This window comes from Sphingomonas oryzagri, from assembly GCF_029906645.1.
Classification (GTDB): Bacteria; Pseudomonadota; Alphaproteobacteria; order Sphingomonadales; family Sphingomonadaceae; genus Solisphingomonas; species Solisphingomonas oryzagri.
Genome location: NZ_JARYGZ010000001.1, coordinates 2,455,730 through 2,476,400, shown reverse-complemented (window position 1 = coordinate 2,476,400; position 20,671 = coordinate 2,455,730). Strand labels below are relative to the sequence as shown.

The following is a 20,671-nucleotide window of genomic DNA, read 5'->3' as shown; positions in this document are numbered from 1 at the left end:
AATGCGGGCACCAGAATTCGGCGCTGTTGCCCGGCCTGGGTAAGGCGCTGACCGGTATAGGCCGTGTAATACCTCTGATCAGGTGCAGCCGGATGACCCGGATGATATTGTACCGGGCTGATGAAAGCGGGAAGGCCATGGCAGGGTTTGCGCCGCAACGCGAAGGCGTCTTCTATCTGACCGAAGGCGGCCAGGAGACCGAGATCCAGTATCGGCACGGGTATGATCTTCCCGAATTTGCCATGTACCCGCTGCTGGATAACCCGGCAGCGATGTCCGATCTGAAGGCCATGTACGGCCGGGTGCTCGACGTGGCCGCCGAGCATGGTTTCATCGCGATGCTCTCCGGCCTCGATTATCGGGGCAGCCCGGATTGGGGCGAGAGGCTTGGTTACTCCCGCGATGGACTCGCCGATGCGCTCGAACGATCGATCGACTTCCTTCGAGATGTCGCGCGGCCTTATGAGGGGCAGGTGCCCGGCATCCTAATCGGCGGGCAGGTCGGCCCGCGCGGCGATGCCTATTCGCTCAACCGGACGATCACGGCCGACGAGGCCGAGGAGTATCACAGCTTCCAGCTCGATGTGCTGGCGGGTGTCGGCGTGGATTTCGTCTGGGCGGCGACGTTCAACACGATAGCCGAGGCGCTGGGTGTTGCGCGGGCGGCGGCGCGGATCGGGGTGCCGCTTGGCGTTTCCTTCATGCTCGACGGCAATCACCGACTCAAGTCCGGGCCTGGCCTGAGGGATGCGATCGAGGCTGTCGATGCGCAGGCGGGCGAAGCGAGACCGGACTATTATGGCATCAACTGCTCGCACCCGATCGAGTTCGAGCCGGCGCTGGAGCCGGGCGACTGGATCGGGCGCGTGCGCAGCCTGAGGCCGAATGCGAGCGCGAAGGACAAGATCGAACTATGTTCGATCGGACATCTGGAGGAGGGCGACCCCGTCGATCTCGGTCAGCGCATCGGCGCGCTGGCGGAACGCTATCCCCATATCGACATCTTCGGCGGTTGCTGCGGTACATGGGCCAACCACCTCGATCAGATCGCGGGGAATGTGCGCCGGGCGCCACGATAGGCGTCTCCCTTCTACGGGCATTTGCTCCCCCGGCCCCCCCGCGCTAAGGGCGCGGGCCTTGACCATCACCAGAAAAGACCGCCCGTGACGCTCTACATCCGCTTCGCCGAGGAGATCGGCCGCATTCTCGATCAGCTTGAGACGGAAGGGACCATCCCCACCGGGCTGTCGCGACGCGCCGTGTCGATCGAACCGCCGCGCGATCCGAGCCATGGCGATCTCTCCACCAACGCCGCGATGGTGCTGGCCAAGCCGGCCGGCTCCAATCCGCGCGCGCTGGCACAGGCGATCGCGCCGAAGCTGGAGCAGGTAGCGGGCGTCACCGCCGTCGAGATCGCCGGCCCCGGCTTCATCAACATGCGCCTCGCGCCCGACGTGTGGCGCGGCGAGCTGGCCGAAATCCTTGGCAGCGGCGGCGATTACGGCCGCTCGACCGCCGGCAACGGCCACCGCGTCAACGTCGAGTATGTGTCCGCCAACCCGACCGGACCGATGCACATGGGCCATTGCCGGGGTGCGGTGGTGGGCGATGCGCTCGCCAGCCTGCTCGCCTTCGTCGGCCATCCGGTGACGCGCGAATATTACGTCAACGACGCCGGCGCGCAGGTGCAGACGCTCGGCCGCTCGGCACATTTGCGGTATCGGGAAGCGCTGGGCGAGGATATCGGCGAGATCCCCGAGGGTTTCTATCCGGGGGATTACCTGAAGCCGGTCGGCGCCGCACTCGCCGCCGAGTTCGGCACGCAGTATGCGACGGCGCCGGAGAGCGAGTGGCTCGACCTGTTCCGCGAGAAGGCGGTCGCCGCGATGATGGACATGATCCGGGCGGACCTCGCCCTGCTCGGCATCCATCACGACATCTTCGCGTCGGAAGCCGGCGTGCAGAAGGCCGGCAAGGTGGATGCCGCCTTCGCCGATCTGACCGCCAAGGGCCTGCTCTATCAGGGCGTGCTGGAGCCTCCCAAGGGCGAGCTTCCCGACGATTGGGAGCCGACCGAGATGACCCTGTTCCGCGCCACCGAGTTCGGAGACGATCAGGATCGCCCGGTGCGCAAGTCCGATGGTGGACTCACCTATTTCGGCACCGATCTCGCCTACCACGCGCAGAAGGCGGCCGAGGCGGACGAACTGATCGACATCTGGGGTGCCGACCATGCCGGCACCGTCAAGCGCATCCAGGCGGCGGTGCAGGCGCTCACCGGCGGCAAGCGCTTCGACGTGAAGCTGGTGCAGATGGTCAAGCTGCTGCGCAACGGCGAGCCGGTGAAGATGTCCAAGCGCTCGGGCCAGTTCGTGACGCTGGCCGACGTGGTGAACGAGGTGGGCCGCGACGTGGTGCGCTTCACCATGCTCACCCGCAAGGCTGACGCGCAGATGGATTTCGATTTCGCCAAGGTGGTGGAGGCGTCGAAGGACAATCCGGTCTTCTACGTCCAGTACGCCCACGCCCGCGTCCGCTCGGTGCAGCGCAAGGCGAAGGGCGAGATGGGGCTGGAGGCAGCCGGCGCCGATCTTTCGCGGCTGGACGACGAGGAATGGGGGCTGGTGAAGCTTGCCGCTCAGTTCCCGCGCATCGTCGAGCAGGCGGCGGGCACGCGCGAGCCGCACCGCATCGCTTTCTATCTCTATGATCTGGCGGCAGCTTTCCACGCGCTGTGGAATCGGGGCAACGACCGGCCCGATCGTCGCTTTTTGGTGCAGGATGATCCCGATACGACACAGGCGAGGCTTTCCCTCGCCGAAGGGATCGGGCAGATATTAAGAAATGGCCTGTCGATCATGGGGGTCGCCGCGGCCGAGGAGATGTAGGCGAAATGTCGGATTCGGGGCGGAGCATGGGGGGTAATGCCGAGGAAGATCGGCTACCCTGGCTGGAGCCGGTCGAGGACGAGACGGCTGAGGAGGGCGTCTCCGCCGGTCGCCTGATCGCGGGCCTGATCGCGGCCCTCGCGATCCTCGGTTGCGTCGTCGGCGGCGTCTACTGGCTCAAGCAGCGCGTCTCCGGCCCGGTCCAGACCGCCGATGGTGGCCCGCCGACGATCGCTGCGCAGCCCGGCCCGTACAAGACCAAGCCCGCCGAAGAAGGCGGCATGCAGGTCAAGGGCCAGGGCGACAGCGCCTATGCCGCGAGCGAGGGCGCCGATCCCAACGCCAAGATCGATCTCTCCAAGGTTCCCGAGGCGCCGATCGCCAAGGGCACGCCGGCCCCGCAACCCGCCGCTCCGGCGCCTGCCCCGGCCAAGCCGGTCGAGACCGCCAAGACGATCCCGGCTCCGGTCAAGGCCGCTCCGGCCCCGGCGCCCAAGCCGGCGGCTCCGACGCCCGCGCCCGCCAAGGTGGCGGAAGCCCCCGTCGCCGGCGGCACGATCCAGCTCGGCGCGCTGCCCAGCGAGGCGGCAGCCAATGCGGCGTGGAAATCGTTGTCGGGTCGTTACGGCTATCTGGGCGCGCTCCAGCATTCGGTGGTGAAGGCGGACGTCAACGGCAAGACCTATTACCGCCTGCGCGCTGCGGCGGGTGGAGAGGCTTCGTCGGTCTGCTCGAAGCTGAAGGTGGCGGGCGAGGCTTGCACCGTCGTGCGGTGAGGCCTAGCGCCTGACCATATGATCCCCGCTTTCTTCGGCCTTTCCGGCCTCGCGCTGACCGATGCCGAGCGGAGCTTCTTCCGCTCGGCCGATCCCGCTGGCTTCATCCTGTTCAGGCGCAACTGCGGCGACCGCGCGCAGATGAAGGCTCTGACGGACGAACTGCGCAGCCTGATCGGGCGCGATGACGTGCCGATCCTGATCGACCAGGAAGGCGGCCGGGTGCAGCGCATGGCGCCGCCCGAATGGCCCAAGCTGCCGGCGGGCGAGGCCTTTGCCCGGTTGTGGGACAAGGCGCCGGTCTCCGCGATGGAGGCGGCGCGGGTCAACGCCAAGGCGATCGCGGTGATGCTGCGCGAGGTGGGCGTCAACGTGGATTGCCTGCCCTTGCTCGACGTTCGCCGCCCCGATGCGGATGCGGTGATCGGTGATCGGGCGCTCGGCACCGAGCCGAAGCAGGTCGCTTCGCTCGGACGATTGGTGATCGACGGCCTGCGCGAAGGTGGGGTGGTCGGCGTGGTGAAGCACATGCCCGGCCACGGCCGCACCCATCTCGATACGCACAAGGCGCTGCCGGTGATCGAGGCGACCGACGACGAATTGGCCGAGGACATCCAGCCTTTCCGCCAGCTCAACGACGCGCCGATGGGGATGACCGCCCACCTTGTCTATGCCGCCTGGGATGCCGAGCGGCCGGCCAGCCAGTCTCCGATCATCGTGCAGGAGATCATCCGCAGCCGGATCGGCTTCGACGGGCTGCTGATGTCCGACGATCTCGGCATGCACGCTCTGTCCGGCGATTTCGGCGCGCGGGCGGCGGGCGCGGTGGCGGCGGGCACGGACATCGCGCTCCACTGTTCGGGCGAGATGGCCGAGATGGAGGCGGTGGCGGGCGCGCTCGGGCCGATCCCCGAAGCGAGCTATGATCGCCTGCAGCGCGCGATGGCGACGATCGCGACACAGGCGTCGGACGAGAGTTTCGAGGAACTGGCCGCCAAGCGCGATTCGTTGCTGGCGCTCGCCTGACGCTTTGCTAGCTTGACGCCCAATGGACGCGGGCGACGACACTCTCACGATCGACATCGACGGTTGGGAAGGCCCGCTCGACCTGTTGCTCGCGCTCGCCCGCCAGCAGAAGGTGGATCTGCGTGAGCTGTCGATCCTCGCCTTGGTCGAGCAGTATCTGGAGTTCATCGAGAGCGCCAAGCAGCTCAAGCTGGAGCTGGCGGCCGACTATCTCGTGATGGCGGCCTGGCTGGCCTATCTCAAATCCGGGCTGCTGCTGCCGCGCGATCCTGAGGTCGAGCCGTCCCCTGAAGAACTGGCGCTGCGCCTGCAACTGCGTCTGCAGCGGCTCGACGCGATGCGCGAGGCGGGGGCGCGGCTGATGGGGCGCGACCGGATCGGCCGCGATGTCTTCGAGCGCGGCGCCCCGGAAGGCCTCAAGGTGATTCGCAAGGCCGCTTGGCAGGCCGAACTGTTCGACCTGATCGCGGCCTATGGCGCCATCACCGCGCGTAACAAGCCGGTGATGCATGTCGTCTCGCGCCGCCCGGTGATGTCGCTGGAGGCGGCGCTGCAGCGGGTCGAGGCGATGCTTGGGGCTGCGATGGACTGGACGGCGCTGGAGCGCTTCCTGCCCGCCACGCTCGATCCTCAACTGGCGCGATCATCGCGCGCGTCCAGCTTTCTCGCGATGCTGGAACTCGCCAAGCAGGGCCGGCTGGAACTGCGGCAGGAGGGCGCCTTCGACACGCTCTGGGTGCGGGCGGCGTGATCTCTCACCACGAACGCGCGGTGGAGGCGGTGCTGTTCGCCGCCGATAATCCGCTCACCAGGGCCGAGATCGAGGCGGCGGCGGGCGAGGGCGTGGACGTTGCCGCCGGTCTTGCCGCGCTGGTGGAAAGCTATGCGGATCGTGGCATTCACCCGGTCGAGCGCGGGGGGCGCTGGCATTTCCAGACCGCGCCGGACCTCGCGCACATCTTGCGCCGGACCCGCGAGGAACCGCGCAAGCTCAGCCGCGCGGCGATCGAGACGCTTGCCATCATCGCCTATCACGAGCCGGTCAGCCGCGCCGAGATCGAAGCGATCCGCGGTGTGCAGATCAGCAAAGGCACGCTCGACGTGCTGATGGAGGCGGGCTGGGTGCGCCCCGCCGGCCGGCGCGAAGTGCCGGGGCGTCCGCTCATCTACGCCACGACGCCGGGCTTTCTCACGCACTTCGGTTTGCAGAGCCGGCGGGACCTGCCCGGCATCGACGATCTGCGCGCCGCCGGCCTGCTCGATCCGGTCGATGACATGCTGATGCACGTCGAGGTGGAAACCGGCGGCGATGAAGACTAGATAGGCCCGATATTCGGAGTAGGCATCATGGGTTTCGGATCACCAATCCACTGGATCATCCTCGGGATCATCGCGATCGTGCTGTTTGGCGGCGGTCGATTCCCGTCGATGATGGGCGATGTCGCCAAGGGGCTGAAGAGCTTCAAGAAGGGCATGGCCGACGAGGACGACGATCATCGCCCCGCGCCGGCCAAGCCCGCGGCCCAGCTTCAGCAGCAGCCGCCGATCGAGCCGAACAAGGACCACGATCTGCAGCCGATGCGCGACGACCGGCCCAGCCAGCCCTGAACGGGCGGGCCTGCCGGGGGTAATCGATGTTCGATTTTGCGCCGACTCACCTGTTGATCTTCGCGCTGGTCGCGATCGTCTTCATCGGGCCGAAGGATCTGCCGCGCGTCATGCGCGTCGTGGGCCAATGGGTCGGCAAGGGGCGCGCGATGGCGCGCCATTTCCGCTCTGCGATGGACGAGATGATCCGCGAAGCCGAACTTGCCGAGATGGAGCAGAAGTGGAAGGCGGAGAACGAGCGGATCATGCGCGAGCATGCCGATCTGATCTCCGGCACCACTGCGCCGGCCGAAGCCTTGCCGGCTCCGGCCGCAAGGCCGGCTGTGGCGGCGGAGGCCGGTGAAGCGCCGCACCCGGTCGAGCCCCCGCTGGAGCCGGCTGCTCCTGTCCGCCAGCCGCCCGAGGCCTGATCCGATGGCTGCGGGGGACGACGAACTCGACGATACGCGCGCGCCGCTGCTCGATCACCTGATCGAACTGCGCAGACGGCTGATCTGGAGCTTCCTGGCACTGGGCGCCTGCTTTCTGGTCTGCCTCTATTTCGCGAAGCCGATCTTCGCCTTCCTGGTGCAGCCATTGCTCCATGCCGGGCAGGGCAAGCTGATCTACACCGACGTGTTTGAGGCCTTCTTCGCGCAGATGAAGGTGGCCTTCTTCTCGGCGCTGATGCTGAGCTTCCCGATCGTGGCGAACCAGATCTGGCGTTTCGTCGCGCCCGGCCTCTACGCCAAGGAAAAGCGCGCGCTCAGGCCTTTCCTGCTGCTGACGCCCGTGTTGTTCCTGGGCGGGGCGGCGATGGCCTATTATCTCGCCATGCCCTTGGCGCTGCATTTCCTGCTCGGCTACAACGGCAACGTCGGTGGCGTGCAGCAGGAGGCGCTGCCCGCGATCGGCAATTATCTGAGCTTCGTCACCAAGTTCCTGTTCGGCTTCGGCGTGGCCTTCCTGCTGCCGGTGCTGCTGATGCTGCTGGAGACGGCGGGCATCGTGACCCGGCTGCAGCTGAGCAAGGGGCGCCGCTATTGCTACGTCGCCTCCTTCGGCGTGGCCGCGGTGCTGAGCCCGCCGGATGCCATCTCGATGCTCTTGCTTGCGGTGCCGCTCTGCCTGCTGTTCGAGTTGGCGCTGATCCTGATCTGGTTCACCGAGCGTAAGCGCGCCCGCGAGGCGACCGCCTAGCGCACCCAGCGGAAGGTGCGGACGAACGGCTTGCCGTCGTCGCCGACGTTCACAGCGCTCTCCGTCATCGAACGGCCGTCCGGCGCGACGGTGTAGGTGCGGACCGATCCGGGCCGGCCGTCCTTGCCCAAGCCCATTACCAGCACGCCCGGCGCGGGCATGGACATGGCGACGCTGTCCGCCTCAACGGTGTCCCCCTCGATCGGCACGGCCTTCCCGTCCAGCCGCTCGCGCGATGTCATGCGCCGCTCGCCGCCGTCACGCCCGGCAATCACATATGTGGTGAGCCAAAAGCCGTCGCCCGCATCGGCGAACTCGGCGGTGACGGACTTGGGGCGTGCCTCGGGTGGGATCGGCATGGACGTGAGATCGATTCTCCATTGGCCGAGTATGGGGGCAGTGGAGGCCTGCGCAGGGTTCGCGATGCCTGCAACGAGGGCAAGCATGAGGGCTGGCATTGTCATGGACCATCTCCGCCATCCGTTGTCGATACAATCAGAACAACATATGTAGAATTATGAGTCAAGCAAACGCCACGGCCGGACTGAGAATGCAAGAAGGGCGCCGCCGGCATGTCCGGCGACGCCCTTCCGTCCTGCGAAAAGCCCAGGCTTATTTCGCCTTGTCGGCCGCCTTGGTGGTGGCGTTACCGACCGACGACACGTCCTTACCGGCGCCTGCGACGGTGTTGCAGGCGGCGAGGGTGAACATGCCGGCGAGCAGGCCGACGGTGACGATCTTGCGAACCATTGGAAATCTCCCTTTCCAGACGGCGTAACAGCCGCCGCGCCAGAGACAATGCGCCCCCGAAACAATGGTTCCGCAAGGCTTTCGGGAACGCGGTGGGTGTGACCGATATGCCCCGAAAAATTTTGGACCCGGTCGCGCCATCGGGGGGGTGATGGAGCGGCCGGGCCCAGTTTTGTTCTGGATAGCGAGAGCGGGGGGGCAAAAGGTCGCTATCCGGGGTGTAAAACGGGCCGGGACGAGGCTGGTTCCGGGCCGATGCGAAAATTTTTGGCCGCTTGCCGAGCCGGGCCGTGTCAAGCCCCGGTGGGTTCGGTCATCACGCTGATTTCGATGGCAACCAGTCCCTGCGCGTCGTCGCGCTCCAGCGGCGCGCGGAGCTGGCGCGAGAGGCCGCCGATCACGCGCTCGAACAGCTCGAACTGCGAATCGATGGGCGCAACGTCGCGATCGAGCGCCGGAGAGCGAACCGCAAGGCGGGCGCGATCGGGTTTTTCCGGCACCGCCTCCAGCGTGATCGCGATGCTGGTGCCGGGCAGACGCGTCATCGCCGTCTCGATCACCTCGACGAGCAGGAAGGCGACCGACACCGCGACATCCTGATTGGCGTGGAAGAGGCCGATCTGCAGCGTGATCGCCGGCGGTTTGATGCCGGATTGCAGCGATCCGCGCAGGTTCGCCGCGATCTCGCCGATCAGCGGACGCAACGCGATGCCGTGATTGACCTCCAGCTCCGCATAATGGCTGCGATGGACAAGAGCGAGTGCATCGACGCGGCGCTGGATGGTGGCGTAGGCGTCGGCTGCCTCGGGTGTGGGAGCGCCTCGGGCGTGGATATTGAGCAGGCTTGCGACCACCTGCAGGTTGTTCTTCACGCGATGGTGCACCTCCCGCGTCAGGCGGGTCTGGCGGGCGAGGCCGTCCTCCAGATCCGCCTCGTGGCGGGTGATGGTCTGCGCCGCGAGCTGGAAGGCGCGGCCCAGCGTGCGGATCTCGAAGGCGGGCGTGGTGAGCGGCGGCGGCACGAAGCGACCGGTCAGGCGATAGGTGTCGATCGCCTCCTGCATCGATTCGAGCGGTCGCAGGATCAGGCGATCGACGACCAACCAGCCGATCGCGGCGCCCGCCACCCACATGAGGATCGGCAGCAGGGTGAGCAGTATCTCGTTGGCACTGAGCGGGGGGCTGGCCACCGACATCGTAATGCGCAGCTGGTTGCTCGCGACCGGCTGCGCGGCCAGCGTTTCGCGCCCGATGGGCATCGACTCGATCGTCGCCATCGTCAGCACGTGGCCGGCATCGTCGCTGGCGTGGAGCGAATAGCTGCCGTCGAGCGCGTGCGGATGCGTCGCGGCGGTCACGAAATTGCGCGGCAGTACCGCAACCGCGAAGCCTGGCAATTCCATCGTGCTCGTGATCAGGCGGAGCGATTGGCCGTCCGGCGCGATGGTGACGATCGGCGTTACTGTATTCGGGCGGCTCGGCAGGATGACGGGCATTTTCCCGGTCGCGCAGAGCGGCTTGCCGAAGGCGTCGAACAGCGCCACCGCCGTTCCGCCACCGATCGTGCCGGATGCATGGAGGCATCCTGTCGCGCCCTCGCGCTGGGCGCCATGGAGAATGCCCGCCGTGCGATCGACCATCAGGTTGAAGCGCTCGGCGCTGTCGGTAGCGAGCAGACGCGCGGCGGCTTCGCGGTTCGTGCGGTTGGCCGACGCGGTTTCCAGCGAGGCGAGCGAGGCGATCATGCCCAGCGGCAGCAGCGCCAGGCTGAGTACGATCAGGATCTTCAGGCTGGTCGACAGGCGCGCGAACAGCCGCACGGCTGGCGATGGTGACGGCGTGGGATGCAAGGCTGTCTCGGGCGGCACGCCTCTAGCTGAGCTTGCCCAGCAGATCGAGCAGCTCCGATGGAATCTCCTCGCTCACCGTCTTGGAATAGACCGAGCGCAGGGCATGGCCGACGTCACGGTCGGCGCCTTTGCCGTCCGCGCCGGATTGCGACGACCCCTTGGCGCTGCGCTTGCTCTTGTTACCGTCGCTCAACGCCAATCTGCCCCGTCCCCTGTCGATGATGAAACCATAATCACCGAACGCGAATCCCGAATACCAAACCACTCACCAAACGGCTCGCGAGGCCGATTGTTTCGGCGTTCGCATCACCTGCGATAAAATCCTCGCGTGGCCGTGGAAACAAAAAAGTCGCAGGATGGTTCCACCTTCGATGATCGTTTCGTTCAAGGGGGCGATCGTCCGGGGGAGGGCGCACTCGACAGCGGCTTCTGCCTCGGGCCAATATGGGCTGCACACAGGAGTTTGAAACGATCATGTCGCTTGGTCAGGAATTGGCGCCGCATCTGCCGTTCGTCCGCCGCTACGCCCGCGCGCTTACCGGAACCCAGAAGCAGGGCGACGCTTATGTCCGCGCCACGCTGGAGGCGATCGTCGCCGCGCCGGAGGATTTCCCGCGCGACGTCGATCCGCGGCTCGGCCTCTACAAGACCTTCCAGGCCATCTGGGGCTCGGCCAATGTCGAGACCGGCGTCGATGGCGGGCAGGACGGTACCCAGCCGGAAGTGATCGCCCAGGCACGCCTCGCGCGGATCACGCCACGCTCACGCCAGGCGCTGCTGCTGACCGCGATGGAGGGCTTCACCAACGAGGACGCGGCCTATCTGATCGGCGTCGACGCGCCCGAGGTCGAGGCGCTGGTCGGTGAGGCGCTCGCCGAGATCGAGCGGCAGACCCATGCCGAGGTGTTGATCATCGAGGACGAGCCGATCATCGCGATGGATCTCGAGACGATCGTGCGCGATCTGGGCCATGGCGTGACCGGTGTGGCGGTGACCCGCGACGAGGCGGTGGCGCAGGCGATGGCGCGTCGTCCAGGCCTTGTGCTGGCCGACATCCAGCTCGCCGATGACAGCTCCGGCATCGATGCGGTGAAGGACATCCTCGCCCAGTTCGAGGTGCCGGTGATCTTCATCACCGCCTTTCCCGAGCGCCTGCTGACCGGCGAGCGGCCGGAGCCGACCTTCCTGATCACCAAGCCGTTCCAGCGCTCGACCGTGAAGGCGGCGATTGCGCAGGCTTTGTTCTTCGACAGCACGACGGTTCCCGCCTGATCGGAACCGCACGAAGGAACCTCTGGCCCTCGCTCGACGTTGGCATGACGTAACGATCGGGAGAGGGCCGATGGCACAGGGCGAACCGCACCTTTCGGAAACGGAAGCAAGCGCCGGCAAGAAGGTCGGCGCGATGCGCTACGTGCTGGCTGTCTCACTTGTTGCGATCGTTGTGATCCTATCCATCCTCCTGATTATCAATCGATAATATGGAATATTACAATGCAAGGGTGGCGCCTGCCGATCGGGCGCCCTATGTCTCGGAAGAGGACGACACTGTTGGCAGTGGCACGGAGCTTGGGGCAGCGATGACGAATGACGGTCCGCCCCGCGCGGAGGATGAGGACGACGGCGCAGAGACGGTGGAAACCCCCGTCCATACGCCATTGCCCGACAACGAATTCAAGGAACAGCTGGCGCAGGTCATTCCGCACCTGCGCGCCTTCGGCCGTTCGCTTTCGGGCAATCGCGACCTCGCCGACGATCTGGTGCAGGAAACGCTGCTGAAGGCCTGGGCGGCGCGCCAGCGCTTCCAGGCCGGCACCAACATGCGCGCCTGGACCTTCATCATCCTGCGCAACCTGTTCCTCAGCCAGATGCGCCGCGCGCGCTTCAAGGGCGAGTGGGACGAGATCACGGCGTCCAAGCTGCTGGCGGCGCCGGCGTCGCAGGATCGCCACGTCGAGCTGGGCGACATGCAGCGCGCGTTGCTCCATTTGCCGCAGCCGCAGCGCGAGGCGCTGATCCTGGTCGGCGCGGGCGGCTTCGCCTATGAGGAAGCGGCCGAGATCTGCGGCTGCGCGGTCGGTACGATCAAGAGCCGTGTCGCGCGTGGTCGCGTCGCGCTGGAAGCACTGCTGAACGAAGGCAAGCTGCCGTCGCGCCGTACGCACGAGACCGATCCGAACACCACCGCGCTGCAGACGATCATGGATCAGGTGGACGACCTGTCGAAGGACGCGCTGGAGCACAAGTGACGAAACCCCGCTCCGGCCAGTGCCGGGGCGGGTTTCAACGCGCGCGATGCGATTTACCGGATCTTGTTCAGCAGCTGCTCGAACTCCGCAGGCATATCCTTGCCGCAATCGAAGCTGTCGCGCAGCGCATTGCGCACGCCTTGATGCTCGATCGGATCGGACACGATGCGTATCCGGCCGCCCGAACGACGTTCCGTCTCTGTCATCGATTTCCAGCCCTGCGTGACCATGAAGTCAACAACGCCGGACTGTTCCGGGGGTTGCGTTGGATCAAGTTGATCGGCAACCCGCAGGCATGAGCGGCGCGAATGCCACACAGGTGCGATCGGCGCTGGAGCGGGCGCTGGCCCATGCGCCCTATCTGCGCCGCCTCGCCGGGCGCGAGCCGGATGTCGCGGCCGCGCTGGAACAGGGCGATTGCACCAGAGCGCTCGATCTGTGCGGGTTTTCGGATGCCTCCGGCGATCCGGTCGCGTCACGATTGCGCAGGGAAAAGAGGCGCTTGGCGCTGGCGCTGGCGGTCGGCGATCTTGCCGGCGCACTGACGCTGGAGGAGGTGACCGGCCACCTCAGCCGTTTCGCCGACCGCGCGCTGGATCGTGCGATCGAGGCGGCGATCCGCGAGCGAACACCGGATGCGGAACCGCGCGGTTTTGTAGCACTCGCACTTGGCAAGCATGGCAGCGGCGAGCTCAATTATTCGTCGGACATCGATCCGATCCTGCTCTTCGATCCCGCAACGCTGCCGCGCCGCGCCAGCGAGGAGCCGGTGGAGGCGGCCGTGCGCATTGCGCGGCGCGTGGTGGAAATCATGCAGGGAACGGGCGACGGCTACGTCTTCCGTATCGATCTGCGCCTCCGCCCCTCTCCGGAAGCGACGCCGCTCGCCATCCCGGTATCGGCGGCGATCAGCTATTACGAATCGAGCGCGCTGCCTTGGGAGCGCGCCGCCTTCATTCGGGCGCGGTCGGCGGCGGGCGACATCGCGCTGGGACAGGAATTCCTCTCCGCGATCCGCCCGTTCGTGTGGCGCCGTTCGCTCGATTTCGGCGCGCTCGGCGAAATCCGCGCGCTCACCCGGCGCATCCGCAACCATTATGAGGCCGGCCAGCGCTTCGGCCCCGGTTATGATCTCAAGCGCGGGCGGGGTGGCATCCGCGAGGTCGAATTCTTCGCGCAGATCCACCAGTTGATCCATGGCGGCCGCGATCCGTCGCTCCGCGCCCCCGCGACGCTGGATGCGCTCGCAGCGCTCGGCGCGGCGGGGCTGGTCGGCGCGGACGATGTTGCCGCATTGTCAGAGGCGTATCGCCTCTATCGAACGGTCGAGCATCGCCTCCAGATGGTCGAGGATCAGCAGACCCACAGTCTGCCGCGTGACTCCGCAGCGCTGGACAACGTGGCGCGTCTCGATGCGCGCGAGGACGGCGCGGCGTTGCTCGATGCGCTGCGCCCGCATGTCGAACGGGTGGGCGCGCTTTACGACAGCCTCGATCCGCCTGAGGACGGCGCCTTGCCGCGCGAGGACGAGCCGCTCGAACTGGCGCTCGCGGCGGCCGGCTTCACCGATGCGGGGACGGCGGCGCAGCGCATCGCCGGGTGGCGCGGCGGCGGTATCCGGGCGCTGCGTTCGCCCGCCGCGCAGCAGGCGCTGGAGGCGGTGCTGCCGCCACTCGTGGCAGCGCTCGGCCGCGCGCCCGATCCGGCGACCGCGCTCAACCGCTTCGATGCGATGCTTTCGCGCCTGCCCAGCGCGATCAACCTGTTCCGCCTGCTGGAGGCGCGGCCGCAGCTCGCCCACCTCGTCGGCGACGTGCTGAGCCTCGCCCCGACGCTCGCCGAGATGCTCGGCCGCCGCCCCGAACTGATCGACGGCCTGATCGACGCCAGCGCATTGGCATCGCCACCGGATGTCGGGACGCTGACCCGCCGCTTCGCCGGAGCCGGTGGCGAGGATTATCAGGCGCTGCTCGATCGGGTGCGGCGCGACGTCAACGAGCTGCGTTTTGCCGAGGGGGTGCAGATCGTCTCGGCGGTGTCCGATCCGCTGGAGGTGGCGGCGGGCTATTCGCGGATCGCGGAAGGCGCGCTGGTCGCGCTGACGGACGCGACGGTGGCGGAGTTCGAGAGGGCGCATGGCCGCATCCCCGGCGGCGAGCTGCTGATCCTCGCGCTCGGCCGCTTCGGCGGGGCGGCGCTGACCCATGCCTCCGACCTCGATCTCGTCTATCTCTTCACCGGCGATCATCTCGCCGAATCGGACGGACCGAAGCCGCTCGGCGCGACCCAGTATTTCAATCGCCTCGCCCAGCGCGTCACCGCCGCGCTCTCGGTGCCGACCGCCGCCGGGCCGCTCTACGAGGTGGACACGCGGCTGCGCCCATCGGGCACGCAGGGGCTGCTCGCGGTCAGCCTCGACAGTTTCGCCCGCTACCAGCGCGAGGGCGCCTGGACGTGGGAGCATATGGCGCTCGCCCGCGCGCGCCCCGTCTACGGATCGGGGGAGGCGCGGACGGCGCTCCAGTCGATCATCGACGGAACGCTTGGCCGGGAGCGCGACGAAGCGTCGCTTCTCGCCGACGCCGTGAAGATGCGCGGCGACATGGCGCGCCACAAACCGCCGGCGGGGCCGCTCGACGTCAAGCTGATGGACGGCGGGCTGGTCGATCTGGAGTTCGTGATCCACGTCACCCAGCTTGTTCACCGCACCGGCTTCGATCCGCGCCTGCGCGTGGCGATCGGGCGCCTCTGCGAAGCGGGCCTGCTGCCGGATACACTGCGCCCCGCCTACGAACTCCTCGCGCGCTTGCTGGTGACGCTGCGGTTGATCAGCCCCGATGCCCAGGAGCCGAGTCCGGCCGCGCGGGATGCGCTGGTGCGCGCCCGCGGCGTTCCCGATTGGCCGGCACTGCTTGCGGCGCTCGACGCAGCGCGGCAGAGCGTGCGGCAAGCCTGGGGCGCGATCGTCGCGCAGGCGGGCAACCTGGCAGGAGAGGCATGATGGCACAGCTCAATCCCGGCGACATGGCGCCCGACGTCACGCTGACCACGCCCGAAGGTGGCGCGCTCACGCTATCGCAGATGCGCGGGCGCCCGCTCGTCCTCTATTTCTACCCGAAGGACGACACCTCTGGCTGCACGCGCGAAGCGCAGGATTTCTCGCACCTCAAGGCGGCGTTCGACGGCGCGGGCGTCGCCGTGCTCGGCGTGTCCAAGGATCCGCCCGCCAAACATGTGAAGTTCGCCGCCAAGCACAACCTGACCGTCGCGCTGGCGTCCGATGAGGATGGGTCGGTGTGCGAGGCGTTCGGCACGTGGATCGAGAAGAGCCTCTACGGCCGCAAATATATGGGCATCGATCGGGCCACCTTCCTGATCGATGCCGAGGGAAGGATCGCGAAGATCTGGCGCAAGGTGAAGGTGCCGGGCCATGCCGGGGCGGTGCTCGCCGAGGCCGAGGCGCTGGCGCGCGCGTGATCGCGGCGGGACGGGCCGGAGCGGCGGCGGCGCGCTCGATCGCGGAGGCCTGCCGCGCCGTCCTGCTTACCACCGATCCGATCGAGAAGGCGTTCGCGGCGCGAGCCGTCGCGCGTCGCTGGCGGCAAAGCGGGCTGGACCATCGCTTCGATGTCGTCATGCCGGATGATCCGCCCCGCCCGGATCAGCCCGAACTGCTGCCACCCAACCGGATGCCCAAGCGCGGACGCGCCGGGTCCGAGCGCTCGCGTCTCGCCATGCTGCATGCGCTGGCGCACATCGAATATGTCGCGATCGATCTTGCCTTCGACTGCGCGGGGCGGTTCGGCGCGGCGATGCCGCGCGAGTTCGTCGATGGGTGGCTGGGCGTCGGTGCGGACGAGGCGATGCATTTCGTATTGCTCGACCGGCGGCTGAGGGCGCTCGGTTCGCATTATGGCGCGCTGCCGGCCCATGCCGGCCTGTGGGAAGCGGCGGGCAAGACCCGCGACGATCTCACCGCGCGGCTCGCGGTGGTGCCGATGGCGCTGGAAGCACGCGGGCTGGACGTCACGCCGATGACGGTCGCCCGCTTCGAGGCGGCGGGCGACGCGCGCTCCGCGCGCATCCTGACGCGCATCTACACCGACGAGATCCGGCATGTCGCGGTGGGCACGCGATGGTTTGAATTCTGTTGCGCGAACGATGGGCAACCTCCGGCCGAACGCTGGCAATCGCTGATTTCGCGACAGTTTCGCGACATCGTGAAGCCGCCCTTTAACGATTCAGCGCGCGCTCAGGCCGGTCTGACGCTGGACTATTATGGGACTCTTGCAGCGTTAACATCTTCCGGTCAGACATCATCCCGCCGTGAGCGGGAGGGGCAAAATTCCACGAGCGGCTGACCCAACGATCCGCGACCGGGAAGCGATTCCGGCCCGTGGGCGCGTGCAAGGTGGACGTATCGTGAGCTTTTGGACCCGTCGTCGAGATAACGTTGCCGATGCCGTTCGGTTTCCTGCCCTGAAGATTTCCGCGATCGCGCTGCTCGGCGCGGGCGTGATGGCCGCCAGCCCGGCCGCTGCGGCGGACACCGTGACGGCGGCGGCCACTGCCGCGACCTCCGGCGCTTTCGATGCGGTTTCCACCTCCGGCCTCGCCCCCAAGGCCGATCCGATGTTCCGCTCGCTGTTCGATGGCTGGAAGAAGATGGACGCGGTGCCCGCCGGTGGCGTGCTGGCCGTGCCGTCGCAGAAGCCGGTGAAGGAATTCCGTTACACCTCCGGCTTCGGCGTGCGCGGCAATCCGTTCAGCGGCCATGGTGGCGAGATGCATCCGGGCATGGACATGGCAGCGCCGACCGGCACGCCGGTATATGCCACTGCCGACGGTATCGTGAGCCGCGCCGAGCGCGCCGGCGGTTACGGCAATCTCGTCCAGCTCGAGCATGGCAAGGGCCTCGAGACCCGCTACGGCCACCTCTCTCGGATCCTCGTCCATGACGGACAGCGCGTGCATCGCGGCGACCTCATCGCGCTGGTCGGCTCCACCGGCCGTTCGACCGGGAGCCATCTCCATTACGAAGTCCGTATCGACGGCCGCGCCGTGAACCCCATGCCTTTCCTGCAGACCGCCGACTACATGACCGCGCTGCAGAACCGCACAGCCCCGATCAAGGGCGCGCAGACCGTCGCGATGGGCGGCCCCGAGGATCCTGACGCCGCCGATTGATCGGTGGATTGATCCGGCGCCCCGGCGATCCTATCTCCGCCTCATGAGCGACGCCCCCGACATCGATCTTTCTCCCGCCGCTGCCGCGCGCGTCGCGACGATCGCGGCCAAGCAAGGCAAGCCCGCCATGCTGCGCCTGTCGGTGGATGGCGGCGGCTGCGCGGGTTTCCAGTATGTCTTCGGCCTGGCCGATGCGGTGTCGGACGATGACGTTACCGCCATCCGCGATGGCGTCACGCTCGTGGTGGATTCGGTGAGCCTCGATCTCGTGCGCGGCGCGATGGTCGATTATGTCGAATCGCTCGGCGGCGCGGCGTTCAAGGTCGAGAACCCGCAGGCGGCGTCCGGCTGCGGTTGCGGATCCAGCTTCTCGATCTGAAGTTCTCGTTGGCCGGTGCGGCGAAATGCGCTCTTCCGCGCATTTCATAAACGGACTCTGACTCTTTCGGATGCGATCCGGCCTCGTTAAGACCGGGGCATGAGGATCGCCACCTACAACGTCAACGGCATCAACGCGCGCCTTCCCCGGCTGCTCGAATATCTGGAGCAGGCGCAACCCGATGTCGTCTGCCTGCAGGAATTGAAGGGCGAGGGCGATCGCATTCCGGCCAGGGAGATCGAGGCCGCCGGCTACGGCGCGATCTGGCACGGGCAGAAGGGCTTCAACGGCGTCGCCATTCTCGCGCGCGGCAGGCAGCCGGTCGAGCGCAGGATCGGCCTGCCGGGCGATCCGGAGGATGTGCAGAGCCGCTATGTCGAAGCGGAGGTGGACGGCGTCGTGATCGCGTCGATCTATCTGCCCAACGGCAATCCGCAGCCCGGCCCCAAGTTCGACTACAAGCTCGCCTGGATGGCACGGCTGGCCGGCCATGCGCGCGATTTGCTGGCCGAGGAAGTGCCGGTGGTGCTGGCCGGCGACTATAATGTCATACCGACCGACATCGACACTTTCTCCGTCCGCGCGATGCAGGACGATGCGCTGATGCAACCCGAGAGCCGCGCCGCCTTCCGCGCATTGCTGTTCCAGGGTTGGACCGATGCGATCCGCGCCCTCCATCCCGAGCCGGAGAAGCTCTACACCTTCTGGGATTATCAGGCCGGTGCCTGGCAGCGCGATGCCGGCTTCCGCATCGATCACCTTCTGCTCAGCCCGCAGGCGGCGGACAGGCTGGTGGATGCGAATGTCGACAAGGCGGTGCGGGGGCAGGAAAAGGCCTCCGACCATGCGCCGACCTGGGTAGAATTGCGCTGACCGCCGTGGAGCCGGGCGCCCGGCAGGGCTGGAGTCGCTGGTCGCGCGCCCTTGCGCTGGCGGTGGCGATCGTCCTCGCGCTGTGGATCGGCGTGCGCGCCGCGAACCCGCCCTCCGTCGTGCCCGCGACCGCGCCCCCGACGGAATTTTCGGCGGACCGGGCGATGGGCGATGTCCGCGCGATCGCGCAGCGCCCGCATCCCGCGTCCAGCGCCGACATCCTGCGTGTCCGCGAACTGCTCGCCGATCGGCTGCACGGCCTTGGCCTGCAGACCGAAGAGCGGCGCTACATGATCGACCCCAAGGACTTTCAAAAGCTGCATGGCTGGAACCCGAAGGCCAGCCCCGCCAGCGAGATCGTCGATCTGATCGGCATCCTGCCCGGTCGCGACCGGTTGAAGCCCGCCGTCGCGCTGATGGCGCATATGGACACGGTGTGGGGTTCGCCGGGCGGCGGGGACGACAGTGTCGGCGTCGCCTCGATTCTGGAGATCCTGCGCGCGATCAAGGCGCGGGGCACGCCCGAGCGTGACATCGTCGTGGTGCTGACCGACGGCGAGGAAATCGGCCTGTCGGGTGCTTCCGCCTTCTGGCCGAGTGATGGTCTGTCCGATCATGTCGGCGTCGTGATCAACCTGGAGGCGCGCGGCGCCGGCGGGCGCGCGACGATGTTCGAGACGGGCGATCTCAATGGCGACATGATCCGCCTGATGGCGGCGAACGTCCGCCACCCGGTCGCCAACTCGATGTCGGTGATGGCCTATCGGCTGATGCCCAACAGCACCGATTTCACGATCGCGCGCGACAAGGGGCTGCCGGGGTTCAACTTCGCGATCATGGGCCGGCCGGAATATTATCATTCGCCGCGCGCCACTGCCGATCGGCTCGATCCGCGTTCGCTGCAGGACATGGGCGATCAGGTGCTCGACCTCGCGTCCGCGCTCGCCACGGCCAAGGCATTGCCCGACGAGGCGGCCGATGCGGTGTTCTTCGATGTCGCCGGGCGCGGCATCATCGCCTATCCGGCCGGGACCGGTTGGCTCGTCCTTCTGATCGCGGCGGCGGGGCTGGGCGGCGCGGTCGCGGGCATCGCGAGGGCGCGGCTGTTGTCGCTGCCCGCCATTGGCCTGGGGCTGCTGGGGCTGATCTGGCTGCTGGCGCATGGCCTGCTGCTGTTGACGGTGCTGAACCTCGTTTCGGGCAGCACGCATCCCAATTATTACGACCGCCTCGCCGCCCTTCCACGACTGGAGGCGCAGGCGCTGCTGGCGAGCCTCGCCGCGCTGGTCGGCTGGCTGGGATGGCGCCGCTGGCCCAGGCGCGTGCTCGGCATCGTGCCGGGTGTCGTGCTGGCCATTCTCGGCTGGGCTTTGGGCGGATCGCACGAGTTGATCCTCTTCGCCGCCGTGGCGGGCATGGTCGCGGGCTGGTTCGCGCCGTCGGCAGGCATTCCGCGCTGGAGCGGCTGGATCGCCGGGATCGGCCTGCTCCTGCTTGTCGCCGTTATCATGCAGGCGAAGGCGCCGATGGCGGCGTGGATCTTCGCGTGGCCGGCGATGGTGCTCGCGCTGGCGGCCGTGCCGATCGCGTGGGGCGATGCCATGTTCGCCAAACCCTGGAGCTGGGCCATCGCGGCCATGGCGCTTGCGATCGTCTTGGCGCCGCTTATCCCGCTGGCGCACCTCGCCTTCCTCGGTATCGGCGGGCCGATGCCGCAGGTGATGCTGGCCTTCCTGCTGCTGGTGGCGGTCGCCGTCTGGCCGCTAGGACGGATCGAGGCGCCGGGGCGGGGCGCGTGGCTGATCGCCGGAGCGCTGTTCGTCGCCGCCCTGGCGATCGCGGTGCAGGTTCGTACCGATCCGATCGCCCCGACGATCCCCGCCTACAGCCTCGATAAATAGTTCGA

24 protein-coding genes are annotated in these 20,671 nt (G+C 67.5%); 19 read left to right on the top strand and 5 right to left on the bottom strand.

The window, feature by feature from the left end:
• Positions 1-137: 137 nt before the first annotated feature.
• The 9 genes from QGN17_RS11925 to tatC all read left to right on the top strand — a co-directional run bounded on the left by QGN17_RS11925 (position 138) and on the right by tatC (position 7,477).
• A complete protein-coding gene (locus QGN17_RS11925) occupies positions 138-1,079 on the top strand; it encodes a homocysteine S-methyltransferase family protein (RefSeq protein ID WP_281044704.1) in 942 nt (313 codons plus the stop codon).
• 84 nt (positions 1,080-1,163) lie between these two features.
• Positions 1,164-2,888, top strand: a complete 1,725-nt coding sequence (gene argS, locus QGN17_RS11920) for an arginine--tRNA ligase (protein ID WP_281044703.1) — start codon at positions 1,164-1,166, stop codon at positions 2,886-2,888.
• A 5-nt stretch (positions 2,889-2,893) separates the two neighbouring features.
• Entirely contained in the window at positions 2,894-3,664 is a 771-nt protein-coding gene (locus QGN17_RS11915; protein ID WP_281044702.1) for an SPOR domain-containing protein, read from the top strand.
• A gap of 18 nt (positions 3,665-3,682) precedes the next feature.
• Positions 3,683-4,690, top strand: a complete 1,008-nt coding sequence (gene nagZ / locus QGN17_RS11910) for a beta-N-acetylhexosaminidase (RefSeq protein ID WP_281044701.1) — start codon at positions 3,683-3,685, stop codon at positions 4,688-4,690.
• Between the two features lie 22 nt (positions 4,691-4,712).
• A complete protein-coding gene (locus QGN17_RS11905; RefSeq protein WP_281044700.1) occupies positions 4,713-5,441 on the top strand; it encodes a segregation and condensation protein A in 729 nt (242 codons plus the stop codon).
• The gene (gene scpB / locus QGN17_RS11900; RefSeq protein WP_281044699.1) at positions 5,438-6,010 is read left to right on the top strand and encodes an SMC-Scp complex subunit ScpB; all 573 of its coding nucleotides are present in this window, start codon (positions 5,438-5,440) and stop codon (positions 6,008-6,010) included. Before QGN17_RS11905 ends, scpB begins: the two co-directional genes overlap by 4 nt.
• A 27-nt stretch (positions 6,011-6,037) precedes the next feature.
• On the top strand, positions 6,038-6,298 hold the full coding sequence (locus tag QGN17_RS11895) for a Sec-independent protein translocase subunit TatA (protein ID WP_281044698.1): 261 nt from the start codon (positions 6,038-6,040) through the stop codon (positions 6,296-6,298).
• A 26-nt stretch (positions 6,299-6,324) separates the two neighbouring features.
• The gene (tatB, locus tag QGN17_RS11890; protein WP_281044697.1) at positions 6,325-6,708 is read left to right on the top strand and encodes a Sec-independent protein translocase protein TatB; all 384 of its coding nucleotides are present in this window, start codon (positions 6,325-6,327) and stop codon (positions 6,706-6,708) included.
• A gap of 4 nt (positions 6,709-6,712) precedes the next feature.
• Entirely contained in the window at positions 6,713-7,477 is a 765-nt protein-coding gene (gene tatC, locus QGN17_RS11885) for a twin-arginine translocase subunit TatC (RefSeq protein WP_281044696.1), read from the top strand.
• Here the strand turns inward: tatC and QGN17_RS11880 are convergent.
• From QGN17_RS11880 to QGN17_RS11865, 4 genes are all read right to left on the bottom strand, one after another.
• Positions 7,474-7,836: a hypothetical protein gene (locus QGN17_RS11880; protein ID WP_281044695.1), complete on the bottom strand. Its 363-nt coding sequence runs from the start codon at positions 7,834-7,836 to the stop codon at positions 7,474-7,476. The two genes, tatC and QGN17_RS11880, sit on opposite strands and share 4 nt — an antisense overlap.
• Positions 7,837-8,089: 253 nt before the next feature.
• On the bottom strand, positions 8,090-8,227 hold the full coding sequence (locus QGN17_RS11875; RefSeq protein ID WP_281044694.1) for an entericidin A/B family lipoprotein: 138 nt from the start codon (positions 8,225-8,227) through the stop codon (positions 8,090-8,092).
• Positions 8,228-8,520: 293 nt separating this feature from the next.
• Entirely contained in the window at positions 8,521-10,047 is a 1,527-nt protein-coding gene (locus QGN17_RS11870) for a sensor histidine kinase (protein ID WP_281044693.1), read from the bottom strand.
• Between the two features lie 52 nt (positions 10,048-10,099).
• Positions 10,100-10,270 carry a NepR family anti-sigma factor gene (locus QGN17_RS11865; RefSeq protein WP_022691302.1) on the bottom strand — a complete coding sequence of 57 codons (171 nt, stop codon included), beginning with the start codon at positions 10,268-10,270 and terminating at the stop codon, positions 10,100-10,102.
• 281 nt (positions 10,271-10,551) lie between these two features.
• Here QGN17_RS11865 and QGN17_RS11860 point away from each other — a divergent pair, with 281 nt between their 5' ends.
• The 3 genes from QGN17_RS11860 to QGN17_RS11850 all read left to right on the top strand — a co-directional run bounded on the left by QGN17_RS11860 (position 10,552) and on the right by QGN17_RS11850 (position 12,326).
• Positions 10,552-11,349 (top strand): response regulator, encoded by a 798-nt coding sequence (locus QGN17_RS11860; protein WP_281044692.1) that lies wholly within the window; start codon positions 10,552-10,554, stop codon positions 11,347-11,349.
• 70 nt (positions 11,350-11,419) lie between these two features.
• Positions 11,420-11,557: a hypothetical protein gene (locus QGN17_RS11855; RefSeq protein ID WP_281044691.1), complete on the top strand. Its 138-nt coding sequence runs from the start codon at positions 11,420-11,422 to the stop codon at positions 11,555-11,557.
• Between the two features lie 100 nt (positions 11,558-11,657).
• Positions 11,658-12,326 (top strand): sigma-70 family RNA polymerase sigma factor, encoded by a 669-nt coding sequence (locus QGN17_RS11850; RefSeq protein ID WP_026095152.1) that lies wholly within the window; start codon positions 11,658-11,660, stop codon positions 12,324-12,326.
• Between the two features lie 53 nt (positions 12,327-12,379).
• Here the strand turns inward: QGN17_RS11850 and QGN17_RS11845 are convergent, their stop codons facing one another.
• Positions 12,380-12,556: a hypothetical protein gene (locus QGN17_RS11845; RefSeq protein WP_281044690.1), complete on the bottom strand. Its 177-nt coding sequence runs from the start codon at positions 12,554-12,556 to the stop codon at positions 12,380-12,382.
• Positions 12,557-12,621: 65 nt separating this feature from the next.
• Here QGN17_RS11845 and QGN17_RS11840 point away from each other — a divergent pair, with 65 nt between their 5' ends.
• The 7 genes from QGN17_RS11840 to QGN17_RS11810 all read left to right on the top strand — a co-directional run bounded on the left by QGN17_RS11840 (position 12,622) and on the right by QGN17_RS11810 (position 20,666).
• Positions 12,622-15,327 carry a bifunctional [glutamine synthetase] adenylyltransferase/[glutamine synthetase]-adenylyl-L-tyrosine phosphorylase gene (locus tag QGN17_RS11840; protein ID WP_281044689.1) on the top strand — a complete coding sequence of 902 codons (2,706 nt, stop codon included), beginning with the start codon at positions 12,622-12,624 and terminating at the stop codon, positions 15,325-15,327.
• Entirely contained in the window at positions 15,324-15,803 is a 480-nt protein-coding gene (gene bcp / locus QGN17_RS11835; protein WP_281044688.1) for a thioredoxin-dependent thiol peroxidase, read from the top strand. The genes QGN17_RS11840 and bcp overlap by 4 nt, the downstream gene beginning before the upstream one ends.
• Complete coding sequence (locus QGN17_RS11830; RefSeq protein WP_281044687.1) at positions 15,800-16,687, top strand: ferritin-like domain-containing protein; 888 nt, start codon at positions 15,800-15,802, stop codon at positions 16,685-16,687. Before bcp ends, QGN17_RS11830 begins: the two co-directional genes overlap by 4 nt.
• 61 nt (positions 16,688-16,748) lie before the next feature.
• The gene (locus QGN17_RS11825) at positions 16,749-17,513 is read left to right on the top strand and encodes a M23 family metallopeptidase (protein WP_281044686.1); all 765 of its coding nucleotides are present in this window, start codon (positions 16,749-16,751) and stop codon (positions 17,511-17,513) included.
• A 43-nt stretch (positions 17,514-17,556) separates the two neighbouring features.
• The gene (gene erpA / locus QGN17_RS11820; RefSeq protein ID WP_281044685.1) at positions 17,557-17,892 is read left to right on the top strand and encodes an iron-sulfur cluster insertion protein ErpA; all 336 of its coding nucleotides are present in this window, start codon (positions 17,557-17,559) and stop codon (positions 17,890-17,892) included.
• 99 nt (positions 17,893-17,991) lie between these two features.
• Complete coding sequence (gene xth, locus QGN17_RS11815) at positions 17,992-18,765, top strand: exodeoxyribonuclease III (protein WP_281044684.1); 774 nt, start codon at positions 17,992-17,994, stop codon at positions 18,763-18,765.
• 5 nt (positions 18,766-18,770) lie between these two features.
• Positions 18,771-20,666 (top strand): M28 family peptidase, encoded by a 1,896-nt coding sequence (locus QGN17_RS11810; protein WP_281044683.1) that lies wholly within the window; start codon positions 18,771-18,773, stop codon positions 20,664-20,666.
• Positions 20,667-20,671 lie beyond the last annotated feature (5 nt).

What these genes read in the sequence shown, in the direction of transcription:
- QGN17_RS11925 (WP_281044704.1), top strand. Translation starts at nt 138, where the DNA reads ATGGCAGGGTTTGCGCCGCAACGCGAAGGCGTCTTCTATCTGACCGAA.
- QGN17_RS11915 (WP_281044702.1), top strand. Translation starts at nt 2,894, where the DNA reads ATGTCGGATTCGGGGCGGAGCATGGGGGGTAATGCCGAGGAAGATCGG.
- nagZ (WP_281044701.1), top strand. Translation starts at nt 3,683, where the DNA reads ATGATCCCCGCTTTCTTCGGCCTTTCCGGCCTCGCGCTGACCGATGCC.
- QGN17_RS11905 (WP_281044700.1), top strand. Translation starts at nt 4,713, where the DNA reads ATGGACGCGGGCGACGACACTCTCACGATCGACATCGACGGTTGGGAA.
- QGN17_RS11895 (WP_281044698.1), top strand. Translation starts at nt 6,038, where the DNA reads ATGGGTTTCGGATCACCAATCCACTGGATCATCCTCGGGATCATCGCG.
- tatB (WP_281044697.1), top strand. Translation starts at nt 6,325, where the DNA reads ATGTTCGATTTTGCGCCGACTCACCTGTTGATCTTCGCGCTGGTCGCG.
- tatC (WP_281044696.1), top strand. Translation starts at nt 6,713, where the DNA reads ATGGCTGCGGGGGACGACGAACTCGACGATACGCGCGCGCCGCTGCTC.
- QGN17_RS11880 (WP_281044695.1), bottom strand. Translation starts at nt 7,836, where the DNA reads ATGCCGATCCCACCCGAGGCACGCCCCAAGTCCGTCACCGCCGAGTTC.
- QGN17_RS11875 (WP_281044694.1), bottom strand. Translation starts at nt 8,227, where the DNA reads ATGGTTCGCAAGATCGTCACCGTCGGCCTGCTCGCCGGCATGTTCACC.
- QGN17_RS11860 (WP_281044692.1), top strand. Translation starts at nt 10,552, where the DNA reads ATGTCGCTTGGTCAGGAATTGGCGCCGCATCTGCCGTTCGTCCGCCGC.
- QGN17_RS11855 (WP_281044691.1), top strand. Translation starts at nt 11,420, where the DNA reads ATGGCACAGGGCGAACCGCACCTTTCGGAAACGGAAGCAAGCGCCGGC.
- QGN17_RS11850 (WP_026095152.1), top strand. Translation starts at nt 11,658, where the DNA reads ATGACGAATGACGGTCCGCCCCGCGCGGAGGATGAGGACGACGGCGCA.
- QGN17_RS11845 (WP_281044690.1), bottom strand. Translation starts at nt 12,556, where the DNA reads ATGGTCACGCAGGGCTGGAAATCGATGACAGAGACGGAACGTCGTTCG.
- QGN17_RS11840 (WP_281044689.1), top strand. Translation starts at nt 12,622, where the DNA reads ATGAGCGGCGCGAATGCCACACAGGTGCGATCGGCGCTGGAGCGGGCG.
- bcp (WP_281044688.1), top strand. Translation starts at nt 15,324, where the DNA reads ATGATGGCACAGCTCAATCCCGGCGACATGGCGCCCGACGTCACGCTG.
- erpA (WP_281044685.1), top strand. Translation starts at nt 17,557, where the DNA reads ATGAGCGACGCCCCCGACATCGATCTTTCTCCCGCCGCTGCCGCGCGC.
- xth (WP_281044684.1), top strand. Translation starts at nt 17,992, where the DNA reads ATGAGGATCGCCACCTACAACGTCAACGGCATCAACGCGCGCCTTCCC.